The organism is Streptomyces sp. NPDC006435 (genome assembly GCF_040612315.1).
Lineage (GTDB): Bacteria > Actinomycetota > Actinomycetes > Streptomycetales > Streptomycetaceae > Streptomyces.
In genome coordinates this window covers 141,975-158,975 of record NZ_JBEXPY010000012.1, presented here as the reverse complement: position 1 = coordinate 158,975, position 17,001 = coordinate 141,975, and the positions used below count along the sequence as shown (strand labels likewise).

16 protein-coding genes are annotated in these 17,001 nt (G+C 72.9%); 10 read left to right on the top strand and 6 right to left on the bottom strand.

The genetic code is table 11. The features are described from left to right. Window positions 1–112: 112 nt before the first annotated feature. Window positions 113–1,474, top strand: coding sequence for an MFS transporter (locus ABZZ04_RS15415; RefSeq protein ID WP_356932683.1), 1,362 nt, complete (start codon window positions 113–115; stop codon window positions 1,472–1,474). A gap of 81 nt (window positions 1,475–1,555) precedes the next feature. Here the strand turns inward: ABZZ04_RS15415 and ABZZ04_RS15410 are convergent, their stop codons facing one another. Beyond that, window positions 1,556–1,786 (bottom strand): hypothetical protein, encoded by a 231-nt coding sequence (locus ABZZ04_RS15410; RefSeq protein ID WP_356932682.1) that lies wholly within the window; start codon window positions 1,784–1,786, stop codon window positions 1,556–1,558. Window positions 1,787–1,843: 57 nt separating this feature from the next. Here ABZZ04_RS15410 and map point away from each other — a divergent pair, with 57 nt between their 5' ends. Next, entirely contained in the window at window positions 1,844–2,701 is an 858-nt protein-coding gene (gene map / locus ABZZ04_RS15405; protein WP_356932681.1) for a type I methionyl aminopeptidase, read from the top strand. Between the two features lie 282 nt (window positions 2,702–2,983). Next, entirely contained in the window at window positions 2,984–3,646 is a 663-nt protein-coding gene (locus tag ABZZ04_RS15400; protein WP_356932680.1) for a biliverdin-producing heme oxygenase, read from the top strand. Between the two features lie 63 nt (window positions 3,647–3,709). Here the strand turns inward: ABZZ04_RS15400 and ABZZ04_RS15395 are convergent, their stop codons facing one another. The 3 genes from ABZZ04_RS15395 to ABZZ04_RS15385 form a co-directional block, all read right to left on the bottom strand. Further along, window positions 3,710–4,384, bottom strand: a complete 675-nt coding sequence (locus ABZZ04_RS15395) for a PhzF family phenazine biosynthesis protein (protein ID WP_356932711.1) — start codon at window positions 4,382–4,384, stop codon at window positions 3,710–3,712. Window positions 4,385–4,488: 104 nt separating this feature from the next. Continuing rightward, window positions 4,489–6,072: an HtaA domain-containing protein gene (locus ABZZ04_RS15390; RefSeq protein WP_356932679.1), complete on the bottom strand. Its 1,584-nt coding sequence runs from the start codon at window positions 6,070–6,072 to the stop codon at window positions 4,489–4,491. A 78-nt stretch (window positions 6,073–6,150) separates the two neighbouring features. Continuing rightward, window positions 6,151–7,566, bottom strand: coding sequence for an HtaA domain-containing protein (locus ABZZ04_RS15385; protein WP_356932678.1), 1,416 nt, complete (start codon window positions 7,564–7,566; stop codon window positions 6,151–6,153). A 134-nt stretch (window positions 7,567–7,700) separates the two neighbouring features. Here ABZZ04_RS15385 and ABZZ04_RS15380 point away from each other — a divergent pair, with 134 nt between their 5' ends. The 7 genes from ABZZ04_RS15380 to ABZZ04_RS15350 all read left to right on the top strand — a co-directional run bounded on the left by ABZZ04_RS15380 (window position 7,701) and on the right by ABZZ04_RS15350 (window position 15,363). Continuing rightward, complete coding sequence (locus ABZZ04_RS15380) at window positions 7,701–8,795, top strand: ABC transporter substrate-binding protein (protein WP_356932677.1); 1,095 nt, start codon at window positions 7,701–7,703, stop codon at window positions 8,793–8,795. Then, window positions 8,792–9,940: an iron ABC transporter permease gene (locus ABZZ04_RS15375; RefSeq protein WP_356932676.1), complete on the top strand. Its 1,149-nt coding sequence runs from the start codon at window positions 8,792–8,794 to the stop codon at window positions 9,938–9,940. Before ABZZ04_RS15380 ends, ABZZ04_RS15375 begins: the two co-directional genes overlap by 4 nt. Beyond that, window positions 9,937–10,869 carry a heme ABC transporter ATP-binding protein gene (locus ABZZ04_RS15370; RefSeq protein ID WP_356932675.1) on the top strand — a complete coding sequence of 311 codons (933 nt, stop codon included), beginning with the start codon at window positions 9,937–9,939 and terminating at the stop codon, window positions 10,867–10,869. Before ABZZ04_RS15375 ends, ABZZ04_RS15370 begins: the two co-directional genes overlap by 4 nt. A 178-nt stretch (window positions 10,870–11,047) precedes the next feature. Continuing rightward, window positions 11,048–12,184, top strand: a complete 1,137-nt coding sequence (gene efeO, locus ABZZ04_RS15365) for an iron uptake system protein EfeO (RefSeq protein WP_356932674.1) — start codon at window positions 11,048–11,050, stop codon at window positions 12,182–12,184. Between the two features lie 20 nt (window positions 12,185–12,204). Continuing rightward, window positions 12,205–13,479: an iron uptake transporter deferrochelatase/peroxidase subunit gene (gene efeB, locus ABZZ04_RS15360; protein ID WP_356932673.1), complete on the top strand. Its 1,275-nt coding sequence runs from the start codon at window positions 12,205–12,207 to the stop codon at window positions 13,477–13,479. 29 nt (window positions 13,480–13,508) lie between these two features. Further along, the gene (efeU, locus tag ABZZ04_RS15355) at window positions 13,509–14,492 is read left to right on the top strand and encodes an iron uptake transporter permease EfeU (protein ID WP_356932672.1); all 984 of its coding nucleotides are present in this window, start codon (window positions 13,509–13,511) and stop codon (window positions 14,490–14,492) included. Next, the gene (locus ABZZ04_RS15350) at window positions 14,425–15,363 is read left to right on the top strand and encodes a hypothetical protein (RefSeq protein WP_356932671.1); all 939 of its coding nucleotides are present in this window, start codon (window positions 14,425–14,427) and stop codon (window positions 15,361–15,363) included. The genes efeU and ABZZ04_RS15350 overlap by 68 nt, the downstream gene beginning before the upstream one ends. Before the next feature lie 114 nt (window positions 15,364–15,477). On the opposite strand, the gene ABZZ04_RS15345 is transcribed toward ABZZ04_RS15350, so the two are convergent. Next, window positions 15,478–16,224, bottom strand: coding sequence for a bifunctional DNA primase/polymerase (locus tag ABZZ04_RS15345; RefSeq protein ID WP_356932670.1), 747 nt, complete (start codon window positions 16,222–16,224; stop codon window positions 15,478–15,480). 155 nt (window positions 16,225–16,379) lie between these two features. Beyond that, window positions 16,380–17,000 carry a TetR/AcrR family transcriptional regulator gene (locus ABZZ04_RS15340; RefSeq protein WP_356932669.1) on the bottom strand — a complete coding sequence of 207 codons (621 nt, stop codon included), beginning with the start codon at window positions 16,998–17,000 and terminating at the stop codon, window positions 16,380–16,382. Between the last annotated feature and the right edge of the window lies 1 nt (window position 17,001).

Below are 17,001 nucleotides of genomic sequence, written 5' to 3'. Positions count from 1 at the left end.
GCCACGGTCCCGGGCGGCCCGCCCGCAACGGCCACCGCCACCACCACGACCGCCGCCACCACCGCGAAAAGCTGTTGCACCGTGCGGCCGCCGCGCCGGAGCATGGCCCCTCGTGACCTCTGCACCGCCCCCGCCCGCCGCGTCCCCGGTCGCCCGGCTCCTCGCCCTGCTGCCCGACCTCACGCCGCTGCGCTCCCACGCCGACTTCCGGCTGCTGTGGATCCAGGGCCTGGTGACGTACTTCGGCAGCTTCATGGCGCTGATCGCGCTGCCGCTCCAGATCAAGGAGCTGACGGGTTCCCCGCTGGCCGTCGGCGCGATGGGGGCGGTGGAGCTGGTGCCCCTGATCGTCTTCGGCCTGTACGGCGGGGCGCTCGCGGACGCCGTGGACCGCCGCAAGGTGATCCTGGCGACGGAGGCGGGGCTGGGGGTGCTCGCCCTGGTGCTCCTGGTCAACGCGGCGCTGCCGAGTCCGGTGCTCTGGCCGCTGTACGTGGTCGCGGCCGGGGTCTCCGCGCTCTCCGGGCTCCAGCGGCCGGCGCTGGACTCCCTGATGGCCCGGATCGTGCCGCACGAGCAGCTGACCGCGGCCGCCGCGCTGAACTCGCTGCGCTGGCAGTTCGGCGCGATCACCGGCCCGGCGGTGGCGGGGCTGGTGGTCGCCTACGCCGGGCACGCCACGGCGTACACGGTCACGGTGGTCACCTTCGCCGTCTCCGTGCTGCTGTGCCTGCGCCTGGCGCCCGCGCCGCCGGTCCGGGACAACGCGAAGCCGTCGCTGCGCGGGATCATGGAGGGCGCGAAGTACGCCTGGAGCCGGCCGGTGCTGCTGGGGACGTACGCGGTGGACATGGCCGCGATGTTCTTCGCCTTCCCGAACGCGATCTTCCCGTTCCTGGCGGACGACCTGGACGCCGACTGGTCGCTGGGCCTGATGTACGCCGCGGACTCGGTCGGGTCGCTGGTGCTGGGGCTGACCAGCGGCTGGACGTCGCGGGTGCGGCGGCACGGGCTGTTCGTGGTGTTCGGGGCCGCGGTCTGGGGGCTGGCGATCGCGGGGGCCGGATGGTTCGGCAACGTGTGGCTGGTGCTGGTCTGCCTGGCGGTGGCGGGCGCGGGCGACATGCTCAGCGGGCTCGGCCGCTCCACGATCTGGAACCAGACCATTCCGGAGGAGCTGCGGGGACGGCTGGCGGGCATCGAGGTGCTCTCGTACAGCGTCGGACCGCAGCTGGGTCAGGTGCGGGCCGGTGCGATGGCGGGCTGGACGGGGACCAGGGCGGCGATCTGGAGCGGGGGCGTGGCCTGTGTGGCCTCGGTCGCGCTGCTCGCCGCGACCCTCCCCAAGCTGCTCACGTACGACTCCGAGACCGACGAGGACGCGGTGCGCAGGCGGGCGCAGCGCGAGGCGGAGCAGACGGAGCAGACGGAACGGGCCGCGGGCGGCGCGGAGGCCGGTGCCTCCGGCGCCTGAGCGGCGGGAGCCCGGGGCCGGCCCCGAAGGACCCGGCCCCGGCCTTCCCGAGCGGCTCCGGACCGGCCGGGCCGGGGCCCCTCACGCCTCCGGGTCCGCGGGGGTGTCCCGGTCGTGCCACTTGGGGTCGTTCTCCCACTCCATATTCCGTTCCCGCGCGGTGTCCATCGCGTGCTGCGCCTCCTGGCGGGTGGCGTACGGCCCGAAACGGTCCTTGGCCGGGCACTCGGGGCCCTCCTCGACCTTCTGGTGCTGCAGGCAGTAGAACCATTCACCCGGCTTGCCCACGGTGCGCTTCTTGAACAGGGCCATCACGGCTCCTTCCCTCGGGGCCATGCTGCCCCAAGCGCGCTGGTTAGACTCGCTGACATGTCTGGCCAGTCGCTGCTCGTACCCGGGGAGATCACTCCCATCCGCTCCGTTCCCGGAAACATCCGGCGCCCCGAGTACGTGGGCAAGCCGGCCCCGACGCCGTACACCGGCCCGGAGGTCCAGGACGCCGACACCGTCGAGCGCATGCGCATCGCGGGCCGGATCGCCGCGCAGGCGATGGAGGAGGCCGCGAAGCACATCGCACCGGGCGTCACGACGGACGAACTCGACCGGGTCGCCCACGAGTTCATGTGCGACCACGGGGCCTACCCGTCGACGCTCGGCTACCGGGGCTTCCCCAAGTCGCTCTGCTCCTCGCTGAACGAGGTGATCTGCCACGGCATCCCGGACTCCACGGTGCTGCGCGACGGCGACATCGTGAACCTCGACGTGACGGCGTACATCAACGGCGTGCACGGCGACAACAACGCCACGTACCTCTGCGGCGACGTGGACGAGGAGTCCCGGCTGCTCGTGGAACGCACCCGGGAGGCGCTGAACCGGGCCATCAAGGCGGTCCGGCCGGGGCGGCAGGTCAATGTGATCGGGCGGGTCATCGAGTCGTACGCCAAGCGCTTCGGCTACGGGGTGGTGCGGGACTTCACCGGGCACGGGATCAATTCCTCGTTCCACTCCGGCCTGATCATCCCGCACTACGACAGCCCGCACGCGACCACGGTGATGAAGCCGGGGATGACGTTCACCATCGAGCCGATGCTGACGCTGGGCACCCACGACTACGACATGTGGGACGACGGCTGGACCGTCGTGACGAAGGACCGCAAGCGCACCGCCCAGTTCGAGCACACGCTGGTGGTGACGGACACGGGCGCCGAGATCCTGACGCTCCCGTGACCGTGCGGTAGAAGTCCCGCAGAAGCGGCCGTCCTCCCCGGGGGCGGCCGCTTCCGCATGTCCGCCCCCGGGACCGCCCCCTCCCCCGGGCGCGGAATCAGGCGTATCGTTTTTACCGACAGACTGTCGGAAACTTTCCCGACAGGGCGTCGGGAAGCTGTTGACTTAGGTAAGCCTAAGTAGCAGGATCGGGGATGTCGACAGCGGCCTCCGCAAGGGGCCGCCGCCGGTGTTCCCGTCCCTTCCTGGACTTCCCGTCCCCCTCGGCCCCGGAGGCCCGCCTTGGACGCAACCGCCGCCACACCCTTCTCGACGCTCATCCGCACCGCCTCGCACGAGCAGCACACCGAGGCGGAGACCTCGTCCTTCATGGGTGACCTGCTGGGCGGGCGGCTCGGAGTGGACGCCTACACGCGCTACACCGAGCAGCTGTGGTTCGTGTACCGGGCGCTGGAGGAGGGCGCGCGGGAGCTGAGCACCGACCCGGTGGCCGGGCCCTTCATACGGCCCGAGCTGATGCGCACCGCAGAGCTGGAGCGGGACCTGGCCCATCTGCGGGGCGCCGACTGGCGCGCGGGCCTGGAGCCGCTGCCCGCCACCGCCGCATACGCCGCCCGGGTCGCCGAGTGCGCCCGTTCCTGGCCCGCGGGATACGTCGCGCACCACTACACCCGCTACCTCGGCGACCTCTCGGGCGGCCAGATCATCCGCGACCGGGCGGAGCGCGCCTGGGGCTTCGCGCGCAAGGGCGACGGCGTGCGGTTCTACGTCTTCGAGCAGATCCCCAACCCCGCCTCGTTCAAGCGGGACTACCGCGAGCTGCTGGACCGGCTGGACGCCGACGACCTGGAGAAGCAGCGCGTCGTCGACGAGTGCAAGCGCGCGTTCGCGCTGAACACCGCGGTGTTCCAGGAGCTGGGAGAGGTGTTCCCGCTCAGCGCGTGACGTCCGGACGGCGCGGCGGGCGGGGCGACCGGAGTGCAACGGCCGCCCCCGTCCGCCGCGCCGTCATGCGTGCAGCACGTGCTCGGCCGCGCCGGCCAGCGCGACGCGGCCCCCGATCTCCACCGTGCCGTCGGGGGCGGGCGCGGTGAGGAGCTGGGAGCCGCGCCCCTGGATGATGTTGAGGGCGCGCCCCAGTCGGGCGCTGAGCAGCAGGGCCGCCGCCCCCGTCGCCTCGTCCTCCACAATGCCGTCGTCGCGCCTCGGGAACGCCCGCGCCCTGACCCGGCCCGCCGCCTCGTCCTCCCAGGCCCACACGTACAGCCAGCCCTCGCCCGGCGGGGGCCCGGTCAGCGCCTCGACCTCGGCGACGGACGCGTACTGCTCCAGCAGGCGCGGCGGTGCCCACTCGGGGCGGGCGGTGATCCAGGTGAACTCCCCGTCCTGGCGGGCGAACACGTCCCCGACCGGCAGTTCCAGGATCTCCAGGTCGAGCAGCCAGGCGGCGCCGACGAGCGGATGCCCGGCGAAGGGGAGGCGGAGCCCGGGGGTGTAGATGTCCACGTGCCCGCGCTCGGGGTCGTCTACGAACACGGTCTCGCTGAACCCGAGCCGGCGGGCCAGCTCCTGCCGGGACGCCTCGTCGGGGTACGCGCGGGCGTCGCGCACGACCCCGAGGGCGTTGCCGTGCCTGCCGTCGGGGCCGCAGAACACCCGCAGTACGTCGATGCCTGCGGGCATGTCGAAGTCGCTGTCGTTCACGTGCGCATTCAAGCATCCGCCCGGGCACCGGCCGTACGAACGGTCCGGCACCCGGGCGGGGTCGCCCTCCCGGGGCGGGCGGGTCAGGCGGTGCGGCGACGGCGGGCGGCGACCACGACCCCGGCACCGGCCGCCACGACGACGCCCGAGGCGGCGATCAGCGCACCGGCCGGGAGGTCGGAGCCGGTGGCGGCGAGGGCGCCCGGGCCCTCGACCGTACCGCCGACCGAGCCACCGGCCGATCCGCCGCCCACGCTGCCGCCACCGGTGGCGGCCGTGCCTCCGCCCGCGGTGCCGGAGGCGCCGGATCCACCCTTGGTGCCGGGGAGTTCGGCGTTCTTGTCGAGGGCGACCGCGATGGTCAACGCGTCGAGCCGCGCGCCCTTCTTGTACATCCCGGCGAACGCCCCGGCGCCGTCGGCGGTGAGGGTCGCCGGGACGCCGGAGAGCTTCAGCACGCCCTTCTTCGCGGCGAGTTCGCCCTTGGGGAGCTTCAGGTCGGCGACGGCGAGGCCGGTGCGCACCGAGACATCCTTGGTCTTGCGGTCCTTGGAGCTGACGTCCGCGACGAGCGTGCCCTTCGCCCCGTCCACCCGGACCTCCAGGTTGGTCAGGGAGAGATCGAGGGTGTATTCGCCGTCCTCCTCGTGGCCCAGGAAGCGGACCTTGCCGTCGAACTTCGCGGCGAGGGTCTGCTTCTCGGCGTCGAAGCGGCCGGTGGCGCCGGGGAAGCGGTAGCCGCCGGCGGAGGCGGTGGCACCGGCCGCCGTCTCGATCCGGCCCTGGGCGATCGGGCCCGTGACGTACGCGCGGAACGACTCCCTGACGCCCCAGTCCAGGGTGCCGTCGAGGATCTCGCCCTGCTCGGCGGCCGGTTCGGTGGAGGAGGAGCCGGACGGGTCGGGGGACGGGGCGGTGGACGAGGTGGGCCCACCGCTCGGCTCCGTGGACGGGCCGGTGGACGGCTCGGTGCTCGGGCCGGTGGACGGCCCGGTGGACGGTTCCGTGCTCGGGTCGGGGGACGGGGGCACGACCGCCTTCACCGAGAGGGTGGCCGGGTCGAGCACCTCGCCCTCCTTGTACTGGCCCTGGAACGCCTCGGCGCCGGCCTTCGTCAGCGTCGCCGGGATGTCCTCGAAGACCATCGCGCCGTCCGCGCCCCGGCCCGGCTTCACCCCGGAGAGGTCCAGGGCCGCGAACCTCACGTCGTCGCTGGTGCCCTTCGGGGTGGTGACGTCCACGGTGATCGCGCCGCCGGTGCCGGCCGTGGCGAGCTTCACGTCGGAGAGCGTGATGTCGAGCTCGCCGCCGTGGGCGTAGAAGTGGACGCCGCCCTTGAACGCGGTGTCGGTGGCGTACGTGGCCTTGTCGTACGTGCCCCTGCCGTCGACGAAGGTGAACACGCCGTTGCCGGATGCCTGGGTGGCGCCGTCCTGGACGGTGATCCTCCCGCCGGAGAACGGCGCGGCGAGGTACTTGCGGAAGGACTCCTTGAGGCCCCATTCCAGCGTGCCGTCCTTCAGTTCCAGCTTCGGTGCCGCGGCGGCACCGTCGGTGGTCGTCGCGGTCGTGGCCGCGGTCGCGGGAAGGACGAGCGCGCTCACGCCGAGGGCGGCCACCGTGGCGACGGCGGCGGCGAGGGCTACGGGGCGGCGGGTGGCTGCCATGGTCGTGGGACTCCTCTGGGGGGGGCGAAACGGAGGTGGGGAAAGGGGAACGGGGAACGGGAGGGGGCGGGGCGGGTCCTAGTCGGCGTTCCGCCGGGCGCCGCGGCGGCGGACGAGGTACAGGGAGCCCGCGGCGGCGGCGAGTACGGCCGCGCCTCCGACGACCGGGTACAGGACGGTGCCGGGACCCGAGTCGTCGGCCGGGGCCGCGGCGGCGGCCTTCCCCACCGGCGGCGCGGACGGCTCGGCGGACGGGTCGGGGGCGCTGCCCAGGTCGGGCAGGGCGGGCAGCTCGGCCCCGGCGTCGACGGCCACGGCCAACGAGACCGGGTCCATCGCGGTGCCCTTCCGGTAGAGCCCGCCGAACGCCCCGGCGCCCTCGGCGGTGAGGGTCGCGGGGGCCTCGGTGAGGACCGCGAGGCCGTTCTTCGGCGCGAAGTCCTTCGCGGTGAAGGTGACCAGCGGGACGGCCTTCCGCCGGTCGCCGTCGCCGCGCACGTCGGCCAGCAGCGTGCCCCGCCCCTTCTCGACCCGGACCGCGACGGCGGACAGTTCCAGATCGAGCCCGTCGGCGGCGGTGAAGCGGACGCTGCCGGCGAAGTCGGCGTCCAGGGACCGCTCGTGGGGGTCGTACGTGCCCTTGCCGCGCGGGAAGCGGAAGAGTGCCCCGCCGTCCCGGGCACCGTCGGCCAGGGTCCATCTCCCCCTGCCGACGGAGCCGGTGACGTACTCGCGGAAGGTGCGGCGGACACCCCAGTCGACGGCGGCGTCCTCGAAGCGCCCCGCGGCCCGGCCGGTGCCGTTCCTCTTCGGGTCCGGCGCCTTCTCCTTCTCCTCCGGGGACTTGGAGGCGGCCGGCTTCCCCGCCGGGGCGGTGGTGTCCACGGAGAGGCTGACCGGGTCGAGCGGGGTGCCCGCCGTGTAGTAGCCGGCGAACGCCCTGGCGCCCTGCGCGGTCAGTGTCGCGGGGACGTCGCGGAGGGCGACGGGGGTGGAACCGCCCTTCATGTCGATCCCGGACAGGCCGAGCGTGGCGAGCGGCACCTGGGCGGTCGAGGTCACCCGGCCGCTCCTCCGGTCCTTGCCGACCATGTCGGCGTACACGGTGCCGCTGCCGCCCGTGATGCGGACGGTGGGACGGCTGATGGTGAGGTCCAGTTCATGGCTGCCGTCGGCCTTCCGGTGGCCGACGAAGTGGACCCCGCCGGAGAAGGACGAGCCGAAGGCCCCGGTCGCCGGGTCGTAGGAACCGGTGGCGGAGTGGAAGCGGAACCGGCTGCCGCCGGCCGTGGCGGCGCCGCCGGTCAGGCTCCAGCTCCCGTTCGCCACGGGGCCGGTGACATAGCTCTGGAAGGAGGACTTGATGCCCCAGTCCAGTCTGCCGCCCTGAACCGGGCGGGCCGCCGCCTGCGCCTCGACGGCCGGGAGCAGGGCCGCCGACACCGTCGCGAGGAGCGCGACGGCGAGTGCGCGGGCAGGTCCGGACGACAGCATGGAATCCCTCCGAGGTCTGGAAAGTGAGGTAAGGCTAACCTAAGCTACATGCGTCTTGTGGTGGTACCCCTTTCACCACATCCCTCGCAGACCATGACCAACACCCCACCGCGGAACGACAGGACGGTGCCCCAGTGCGCTTCTCGCAGGACTTCGCCCCACCGGGCCAGGGCGGCGACCGGCGGCCGGGGCGCCGGCCGGGCCGGGCCCGGGGCCCGCTGGGGGCACTGGCCGCCGCACTCGCCCTGGCCCTCGTCCTGGCCGGCTGCGGCGACGACACCGGTACGGACGCCCGTACCGGAACCGGCGCCGCCCGTCCGGAGCGGGCCGCCGACCGGGTCGAGCCACTGGCCACCACGCCCGGACCACGGCTGCCCGTCACCGTGAAGTCCGCCGACGGCACCCGGGTCACCATCGGCTCCGCGGACCGGATCGTCCCGCTGACCGGCGGCCTGAGCGAGATCGTCTTCACGCTCGGCCTCGGCGATCGGGTGGTGGCCCGCGACATCACCGCCACCTTCGAACAGGCCGCGGAGCTCCCGGTGGTGACCCGCGCGCACGACGTCTCGGCGGAGAGCGTGCTGTCGCTGAGGCCGACCGTCGTCCTGGCCGAGACCACGACCGGACCGGCGGAGGCCGTCGAGCAGATCCGGGACGCCGGCATCCCGCTGGTCGTCGTCGCCCCGGCGAAGGAACTCTCCGACGTCGACCGCCGGATCGACGCCGTGGCGGCCGCCCTGGGCGTGCCGGATGCCGGTACCGGGCTGAAGAACCGCACCCGGTCCCGGATCGAGGCGGTCGAGAAGTCCGTGCCCGCCCCCGCGAAGGGGCGGGGAAAGCCCCGGGTCGCCTTCCTCTACCTGCGCGGCTCGGCCTCCGTCCATCTGCTGGGCGGCCGGGATTCCGGGGCGGGTTCGCTCATCGAAGCGGCGGGGGCCGTCGACGCGGGCAAGGCGTCCGGGCTGGAGAAGGACTTCACCGCCATCACCAGCGAGGCACTCGCGAAGGCCGCGCCCGACGCCATCCTGGTGATGCGCAAGGGGCTCGAATCGGTGGGCGGCGTCGACGGGCTGGTGAAGATCCCGGGCGTCGCCGAGACCCCGGCCGGGATGGACCGGCGGATCGTCTCCATCGACGACGGGGTACTGCTGAACTACGGGCCGCGCACCGACCGGGTGCTGAGCGACCTGATCGCGCAGCTCCACCCGGAGGACGGGGCCGACGGATGACCACCGCCTCCCCGGAGCACATCCGTTCCGACGCCGCCCCGCCCCCCGAACACCCCCGGACCGACGCCGCCGCGCCGTCAGAACAGCCGTCGGAACGGCTGTCGGCACCGGGGGCCCGGCGCCCCCGCGCCCTCGTCCTGACCGCCGCCCTGCTCGCCGCGCTCGCGGTGGCCTGCCTGCTCTCCGCCGGTCTCGGCGCGTACCACATCCCGCTCGGCGACGTCCTCGCCTCCGTCCAGCACCGGATCGGTCTCGGCGGCGCCGCGCTGGACCGGGTCGGCGAGAGCGTGCTGTGGAACGTACGGCTGCCCAGGGTCGCCCTCGCCCTGCTGGTCGGGGCCTCGCTGGGCTGCGCGGGCGCCCTGATGCAGGGCGTGTTCGGCAATCCGCTCGCCGAGCCCGGGGTGATCGGGATCTCCTCCGGGGCCGCCGTCGGCGCGGTCGGCTCGATCGCGCTCGGGCTGACCTTCCTCGGCAACTGGACCATCACCGTCTGCGCGTTCGTCGCCGGGCTCGCGACCGTGCTGCTGGTGTACGCGCTGTCCCGGTCGGGCGGGCGGACGGAGGTGGTGACGCTGATCCTCACCGGCATCGCGGTCAACGCCTTCGCGGGCGCGCTGATCGGGCTGTTCGTCTTCTTCGCCGACAACGCGCAGATCTCCCAGATCACCTTCTGGCAGCTGGGTTCGCTGGCCCAGGCGACCTGGCCGAAGGTGCTCGCCGTACTGCCCTGCGCGGCGCTCGGGCTGCTCGTCGCGCCGTTCCACGCCCGGAAGCTGGACCTCCTCGCGCTCGGCGAGCGGCCCGCCCGGCACCTGGGGGTCGACGTCGAGCGGCTGCGGATCGCGCTGGTGCTCGTCGTGGCGCTGCTGACCGCCGCGGCGGTGGCGGTCGCCGGGATCATCTCGTTCGTGGGGCTGCTGGTGCCGCATCTGCTGCGGATGGCGAACGGTCCCGGGCACCGCTTCCTCGTGCCCGGCAGCGCGCTCGGCGGGGCCCTGGTGCTGGTGGTGGGCGATCTCGCGGCCCGTACCGTCGCGGCCCCCGCCGAACTCCCGCTCGGTGTGCTCACCGCGTTCTTCGGCAGCCCGTTCTTCTTCTGGCTGCTGCGCAGGACCCGTCGCAAGCAAGGTGGTTGGGCATGAGGGCCCCGAGAAATCCGTTCCGGGCACGCGCTCGGCGGCTGCCGCCCGCCCCCGTCTCCCCCGGCTCCCCCGTCGCCGAGGCACGCGGGCTGCGGGTGCGGCTGGGGCAGCGGCAGGTGCTCGACTCCATCGACCTGACCGTGCACGCGGGCGAGGTGCTGGCGCTCGTCGGGCCCAACGGGGCCGGGAAGTCGACCCTGTTGGCCGCACTGGCCGCCGACCTTCCCGCCGGGAGCGGCGAGGTCCGGATCGACGGACGCCCGGTCGCCGACTGGCCGGCCGCCGATCTGGCGCTGCGCCGGGCCGTGCTGCCGCAGTCCGCCGCGCTGTCGTTCCCGTTCCCGGTCGAGGACGTCGTCCGGATGGGGCGGGCACCGTGGGCGGGCACCGCGCGGGCGGACGAGGACGACGCGGCCGTCGCCGGGGCGATGGCCGCGACCGAGGTCACCGGCTTCGCCCCGCGCCCCTTCTCCGCGCTGTCCGGCGGCGAGCGGGCCCGGGTCGCCCTGGCCCGGGTGCTGGCGCAGCGCGCCCCGCTGCTGCTGCTCGACGAGCCGACCGCCGCGCTCGACCTGCGCCACCAGGAACTGGTGCTGCGGATCTGCCGGGAGCGGGCCGCGGCGGGGGACGCGGTCGTGGTGGTGCTGCACGACCTGGGGCTGGCCGCGGCGTACGCGGACCGGGCGGCCGTGCTGCACGGCGGGCGGATCGCGGTGGCGGGCCCGCCCGGCGAGGTGTTCACGGACGGGCTGCTGGGCGAGGTCTACCGGCAGCCGGTCGAGGTGTTCCCGCACCCGCGGACCGGGGTTCCCCTCGTCGTACCGACCCGCCCCCGCGCGGCCGTTCCCCACCCCTCCCCGCCCCGTCCGGACCGCCTCGACCGACCGGACCGACCGGACGGGATCCAAGGCGACTTGACCACCGCTTGACCATTCCGTGGGCCCTTCATGGGGCACTCGTGATCGCCCCGTTCCCGGGCCCCGGGGATGAGAGCTGAATCACTGCACGGGTGGGTATCGGTCAAGTAAGCCTCGGTTAAGTTAGGTCCGCCTCACCAGCCTTTGTCCGACCTTCCCCTCTTCTCCCCTCAGCCTTCGTGGAGTCCGCATGCGAGCCGTTCGTCTCTCCGTCGTCACCGCCGCCGCGACCGCGGCCGCCCTGACCGCCGTCACGGGTTGCGCGGAGAAGAGCGACGGCAAGGGCGACGGCGCCGTGCAGGTCGTCGCGAAGGACGACGCCTGCGAGGTGTCGAAGAAGGAGCTGCCGGCCGGTCACATCGAACTGGCCGTGGAGAACAAGGGCTCCAAGGTCACCGAGGTCTACATCCTCTTCCCGGACGACCGCATCGTCGCCGAGCGCGAGAACATCGGCCCCGGCACCAAGGCGAACATCACCGCCGAGATCAAGGCCGGTTCGTACGAGATCGCCTGCAAGCCCGGCATGAAGGGCCACGGCATCCGGCAGAAGCTGAAGGTCACCGGCGGCACCGCGGTCAAGCGCAGCCCCGAGATGGACAAGGCGGTCGCGGAGTACCGCACCTACGTCCAGGCCCAGGCCGACGAGACGCTGCCGAAGGCCAAGAAGTTCACGGACGCCGTCGCCGCCGGTGACATCGAGGCCGCCAAGAAGCTCTACGCCGACTCCCGGCTCGGCTGGGAGCGCACCGAGCCGGTCGCCGAGTCCTTCGGCGACATCGACCCGAAGGTCGACATCCGCGAGGACGGCCTGGAGGACGGCCAGAAGTGGACCGGCTGGCACCGCCTGGAGAAGGCGCTGTGGCAGGACAAGAAGCTGGGCGCCGAGGAGAAGGCCCTCGCCCCGCTCCTGTACAAGGACCTGCTCGACTGGCAGAAGCGGGTCGGCACCGCGGAGATCACCCCGACCTCGATGGCCAACGGCGCCAAGGAGCTCCTCGACGAGGTCGCCACCGGCAAGGTCACCGGTGAGGAGGAGCGCTACAGCCACACCGACCTGGTCGACTTCAAGGGCAACGTCGAGGGCGCCCAGAAGTCCTACGAGCTGCTGAAGCCGATCGCCTCGAAGAACGACGCCGCCCTGACCGCCGACCTGGACAAGCGGTTCGCCGAGCTGAACACGCTGCTGGACAAGTACCGCGCGGACAAGGGCTCCTACGACTTCACCTCGTACGACAAGGTCGGCAAGGCGGACCGCAAGGAGCTGTCGGACGCGGTCAACGCACTGGCCGAGCCGCTGTCCCGGCTCGCCGCCGCGGTCACGAAGTAACGAGCGGGAGGGCTCTGGTCATGTCCGAGCAGACACCGGCCGACGAAACCCCGGAACGGGCCTCCGGGCCCGCCCCGTCCCGGCGGGCGCTGCTGGGCTGGGGCGGTGCCGGGCTCGCGCTCGGCGCGGTCGCGGCCGGCGGCACGGTCGCCGCGGTGCGGTCCGGCGACACGGCGGTACCGGCCGCGGACAGCGGCGCGGCGGTGCCGTTCCACGGCGCGCACCAGGCCGGCATCGCCACCGCCGTGCAGGACCGGCTGCACTTCGCCGCGTTCGACGTGACGACGAAGGACCGCGCCGAACTGGTCGCGCTGCTCAAGGAGTGGACGCGGGCGGCGGAGCGGATGACGGCCGGTCACGCGGTCGGCGACGGGGCGTACGGCGGCCTCGCCGAGGCCCCGCCGGACGACACGGGCGAGGCGCTGGGGCTCAAGCCGTCCCGGCTCACCCTCACCATCGGCTTCGGCCCCTCGCTCTTCGCCAAGGGCCGGTTCGGCCTGGAGGACAAGCGGCCCGACGCGCTGGTGGACCTGCCGAAGTTCCCCGGCGACAACCTCGACGCGACCCGCAGCGGCGGCGACCTCTGCGTCCAGGCGTGCGCGGACGACCCGCAGGTCGCGGTGCACGCCATCCGCAACCTCGCCAGGATCGGCATGGGCCGCGTCGCGATCCGCTGGTCCCAGCTGGGCTTCGGCAAGACGTCCTCGACGACTCCGGACGCCCAGACCCCGCGCAACATGTTCGGCTTCAAGGACGGCACCCGGAACGTCTCCGGCACCGACACCGCCGCCCTGGACGAGCACGTGTGGGTCGGCGGGAAGGACCGGGCGGACTGGATGACCGGGGGTTCGTACCTGGTGGCCCGGCGCATCCGGATGCACATCGAGACCTGGGACCGTACCTCGCTCCAGGAGCAGGAGGACGTCTTCGGCCGCGACAAGGGCGAGGGAGCCGCGGTCGGCAAGCCCAAGGAGCACGACGAGCCGTTCCTGAAGGCGATGCTGCCGACCGCGCACGTGCGCCTCGCCCACCCGGACAGCAACGACGGCGCGACGATCCTGCGCCGCGGCTACTCCTTCACCGACGGCACCGACGGTCTGGGACGACTCGACGCCGGGCTGTTCTTCATCGCCTACCAGCGCGACACCCGCAAGGCGTTCATCCCGCTCCAGCGGCGCCTCGCGGCGCACGACGCGCTCAACGAGTACATCCAGCACGTGGGTTCGGCGCACTTCGCCGTCCCGCCGGGCGTCCGCGACAAGGACGACTGGTGGGGCCGGGCGCTGTTCTCGTAACGGGTCGAAACGGAAAGGAGAACCAGGACGTGTTCAGCAACTTCCTGATCGGCCTGCGCGAGGGACTGGAAGCCAGCCTCGTCGTCTGCATCCTCATCGCCTACCTGGTGAAGACCGGCAACCGGAACAAGCTGGTGCCGATCTGGACCGGTGTCGGGATCGCCGTCGTCATCAGCCTGGCGTTCGGCGCCGGGCTCGAATTCGGTTCGCAGGAGATGACGTTCAAGGCCCAGGAGGCGCTCGGCGGTTCGCTGTCGATCATCTCCGTCGGCCTGGTCACCTGGATGGTCTTCTGGATGCGGCGCACCGCGCGGCACCTGAAGTCGGAGCTGCACGGCAAGCTCGACGCGGCGCTCGCCATGGGCACCGGCGCGCTGGTCGCCACGGCGCTGCTCGCGGTGGGCCGGGAGGGCCTGGAGACCTCGCTGTTCGTGTGGCGCGCGGTGCACGCGGCGGACGACGGCTGGCACCCGATGATCGGCGCGTTCCTCGGGATCGCGGCCGCCGTCGTGCTGGGCTGGCTGTTCTACCGGGGCGCGCTGCGGATCAACCTGTCGAAGTTCTTCACCTGGACCGGCGGCATGCTGGTGGTCGTGGCCGCGGGTGTGCTCGCGTACGGCGTCCACGACCTGCAGGAAGCCGAGTTCGTCGGCGGCCTGCACGACCGGGCGTTCGACATCAGTTCCACGATCCCGCCGGACAGTTGGTACGGCACGCTGCTGAAGGGCACGTTCAACTTCCAGCCCGACCCGACCGTCCTCCAGGTCACGGTGTGGGCGCTGTATCTGATACCCACGCTCGTGCTGTTCCTCGCCCCGGTAGGGTTCGGACGGTCAGGGGCCCCCTCCGGAGGGGCGACGGATCAGAAGGCGCGGAAAGCAACGGATGAGAAGCCTGAGGCCGATTCGGCTGGCGACGGGGCTCGCGACGGCGACGGTGCTGTCCTTGACGGCGAGCGGGTGCGTGACGGTGCACGGCGAGCTGGAAGTGGTGCCGACGGCAACCAGGTCTGAGGCCGCGCAGGCACTGAAGGACTTCACCACCGCGTACAACGCGGCGGACAAGGCGTACGACCCGGCCCTGGACGCGGACCGGGTCACCGGCCCGCTCGGCGCGATCAACCAGGCCGGGCTGAAGGCGCGGCAGAAGAACAGCCCGGACGGCAATCCGAAGCACATGCCGCTGGAGCTGACCGACGCCGAATACGTCATCCCGAAGAAGGCGGGCTGGCCCCGGTGGTTCCTCGCGGACACCGACTCCAACCGCGACCAGGACAGCGGGAAGCTGGACACCCGCTGGCTGCTCGTCTTCACCAAGGCCGGGCCCGACGCCGGATGGAAGGCCGCCTATCTGGCGGTCGTCGCCCCCTCCCGGATGCCCGGGTTCGTGAAGGACGACGAGGGCCGGGCCACGCCGGTGGCCGCGGACGCCGCCGGGCTGGCGGTGGCCCCGGAGGACCTGGGCAAGCAGTACACGGACTACCTCCAGCAGGGCACCCCGGACGTCTTCGCCCCCGGCTCCACCACCTCGGGCTGGCGGGAGACCCGCCGGAACACCCGGCGGGCGGGCTTCTCGTACCAGTACATCGACCAGCCGCTGAACCGCGACACGTTCGCCCCGCTGGGGCTGCGGACGAAGGACGGCGGGGCGCTGGTCTTCTTCAGCAGCAAGCACTTCGAGCGGCAGACCGCGGCGAAGGGGCTGCGCCCGCCGGTCAACGACGACGTGTCGGCGCTGCTGACCGGTGAGGTGAAGTCCACCCTCACCAAGGAACGGATCTCCAGCCAGCTGGTGTACGTCCCGAAGAAGGGCGCGACGGAGAACGACGGCAAGGTGGTCGTGCTGAACCGGCTGCCCGGCCTGACGGCGGCGAAGGGCTCTTGACGGTGCCGGGGCGGCCGTGACCCGGCGGCCACCACCTGTACGGGACGGCCCGCCCGGTTCCGGACCGTCCCGAACCGCCCGGCCGGTGGCCCAGCGGCTCAGCAACTCAACGGCTCAACGGCTCAACGGCCAGGCCACCGCGTCGTGGTCGAGTTCGCTCTGGTCCGCGGCGTCGGCGTACTGCGCGCACGCGTCGGTGAGCGTCTCCAGCAGCGTCAGCGGGTCGGGCAGCGGATGCTCCGGCCCGCGCACCCATCGCACGTCCAGCTCGCCCGGCAGCCTGGCCGGCGGCAGCAGCACATAGCTGCCGCGGCAGTGCCACCGCATGCCGGGGTGCTCGTCCATGGTCTCGGGGTGGCAGTCCAGCTCGCACGGCCACCACTCGTCCTCGTCCTCGGGCGTGCCCCGGGTGGCGGTGAAGAAGAGCATCCGGTCGTCGCCGGACCGGGCGACGGGGCCGACGTCGATGCCCGCGGCGAGGAGCCGCTCCAGGGCCTGCTCGCCGGCGGCCAGCGGCACGTCGAGGACGTCGTGGACCATGCCGGTCGCGGTGATGAAGTTGGCCTGCGGCTGACTGCGGGCCCAGCGCTCGATCTGTGCCCGGTCGGTGGTGGACTGGGTCTGCCAGGCGAAGGAGACGGGATGGCGGGCGGGCGTGGGACAGCCGATGCGTTCGCACGAACATCGGTACCCGACCGGATGAGCGGCCGGCGCGATCGGCATTCCGGCTTCGGCGACAGCCAGGAGCAGCGCCTCCCGGGCGGTGTCGTCGACCTCGCTCTGGTGCGGTTTGGGTCGGCGGCGAAGCCATTGGGAAAACTTGCTCTCTGAGCCGCGATTACGGCCGAAATCGGCGCCCATCTATCCCCTTACCTGAATGTTGCCCCTGCCCATGGTCCCACCATCCTGCGCCTCGGGTGGCCGGACTCCCGAAGCGGGGTACGGACGACGACACCACGGGCCGGGCACAATGCCCCCTCTTGTCAGGAAATGACGGGTGTGCCTCGGGGCGGCTCTCAGGGGTTCGGCAGCAGCCCGCGCAGGACGTGGTCGACGATCGCGTCCGCGTAGTCGTGGGTGAGCGGGCCGGTGCGCAGCAGCCAGCGGTGGGTGACCGGGCCGACGAGGAGCTCCAGGGCGACCCGCGGGTCGGCGTCGGCGCGCACCTGCCCGACCTCCTGGGCGGCTCGCAGCCGTGCGGCGTACAGCTCGAACGAGGGGGCGAGCAGCTTCTCGACGAATTCGGCGCCGAGCCGCGGGTCGACGATCCCCTCGGCGGCCAGCGCCCTGGTGGGCGCCTCGAAGGCGGGGTCGTTCAGTTCGTCGACGGTGGCCCGCAGGACGGTCCCGAGGTCGGCGGCGAGGTCACCGGTGTCGGGAAGCGCGGGGGCGGGCTCCCCCTCGGCCCGTCCGGCGGTCCGTTCGCCGAGGGCGATGAAGGCGTCCAGGAGCACGGCCGCCTTGGACGGCCACCAGCGGTAGATCGTCTGCTTGCCGACGCCGGCCCGCGCGGCGATGGCCTCGATGGTGGTCCTCGGGTAGCCCACCTCGCCGACCAGGCCGAGCGCCGCGTCGTGGATCGCGCGGCGCGAGCGTTCGCTGCGGCGGCTGGAGTCGGGCGTCCGGTTCTCTGTCATG

Bases quoted from the DNA above. Each gene is read 5' to 3' on its own strand.
- ABZZ04_RS15410 (WP_356932682.1), bottom strand. From the start codon at position 1,786: ATGGCCCTGTTCAAGAAGCGCACCGTGGGCAAGCCGGGTGAATGGTTC.
- map (WP_356932681.1), top strand. From the start codon at position 1,844: ATGTCTGGCCAGTCGCTGCTCGTACCCGGGGAGATCACTCCCATCCGC.
- ABZZ04_RS15395 (WP_356932711.1), bottom strand. From the start codon at position 4,384: ATGCCCGCAGGCATCGACGTACTGCGGGTGTTCTGCGGCCCCGACGGC.
- ABZZ04_RS15390 (WP_356932679.1), bottom strand. From the start codon at position 6,072: ATGGCAGCCACCCGCCGCCCCGTAGCCCTCGCCGCCGCCGTCGCCACG.
- ABZZ04_RS15385 (WP_356932678.1), bottom strand. From the start codon at position 7,566: ATGCTGTCGTCCGGACCTGCCCGCGCACTCGCCGTCGCGCTCCTCGCG.
- ABZZ04_RS15375 (WP_356932676.1), top strand. From the start codon at position 8,792: ATGACCACCGCCTCCCCGGAGCACATCCGTTCCGACGCCGCCCCGCCC.
- ABZZ04_RS15370 (WP_356932675.1), top strand. From the start codon at position 9,937: ATGAGGGCCCCGAGAAATCCGTTCCGGGCACGCGCTCGGCGGCTGCCG.
- efeO (WP_356932674.1), top strand. From the start codon at position 11,048: ATGCGAGCCGTTCGTCTCTCCGTCGTCACCGCCGCCGCGACCGCGGCC.
- efeB (WP_356932673.1), top strand. From the start codon at position 12,205: ATGTCCGAGCAGACACCGGCCGACGAAACCCCGGAACGGGCCTCCGGG.
- ABZZ04_RS15345 (WP_356932670.1), bottom strand. From the start codon at position 16,224: ATGGGCGCCGATTTCGGCCGTAATCGCGGCTCAGAGAGCAAGTTTTCC.
- ABZZ04_RS15340 (WP_356932669.1), bottom strand. From the start codon at position 17,000: ATGACAGAGAACCGGACGCCCGACTCCAGCCGCCGCAGCGAACGCTCG.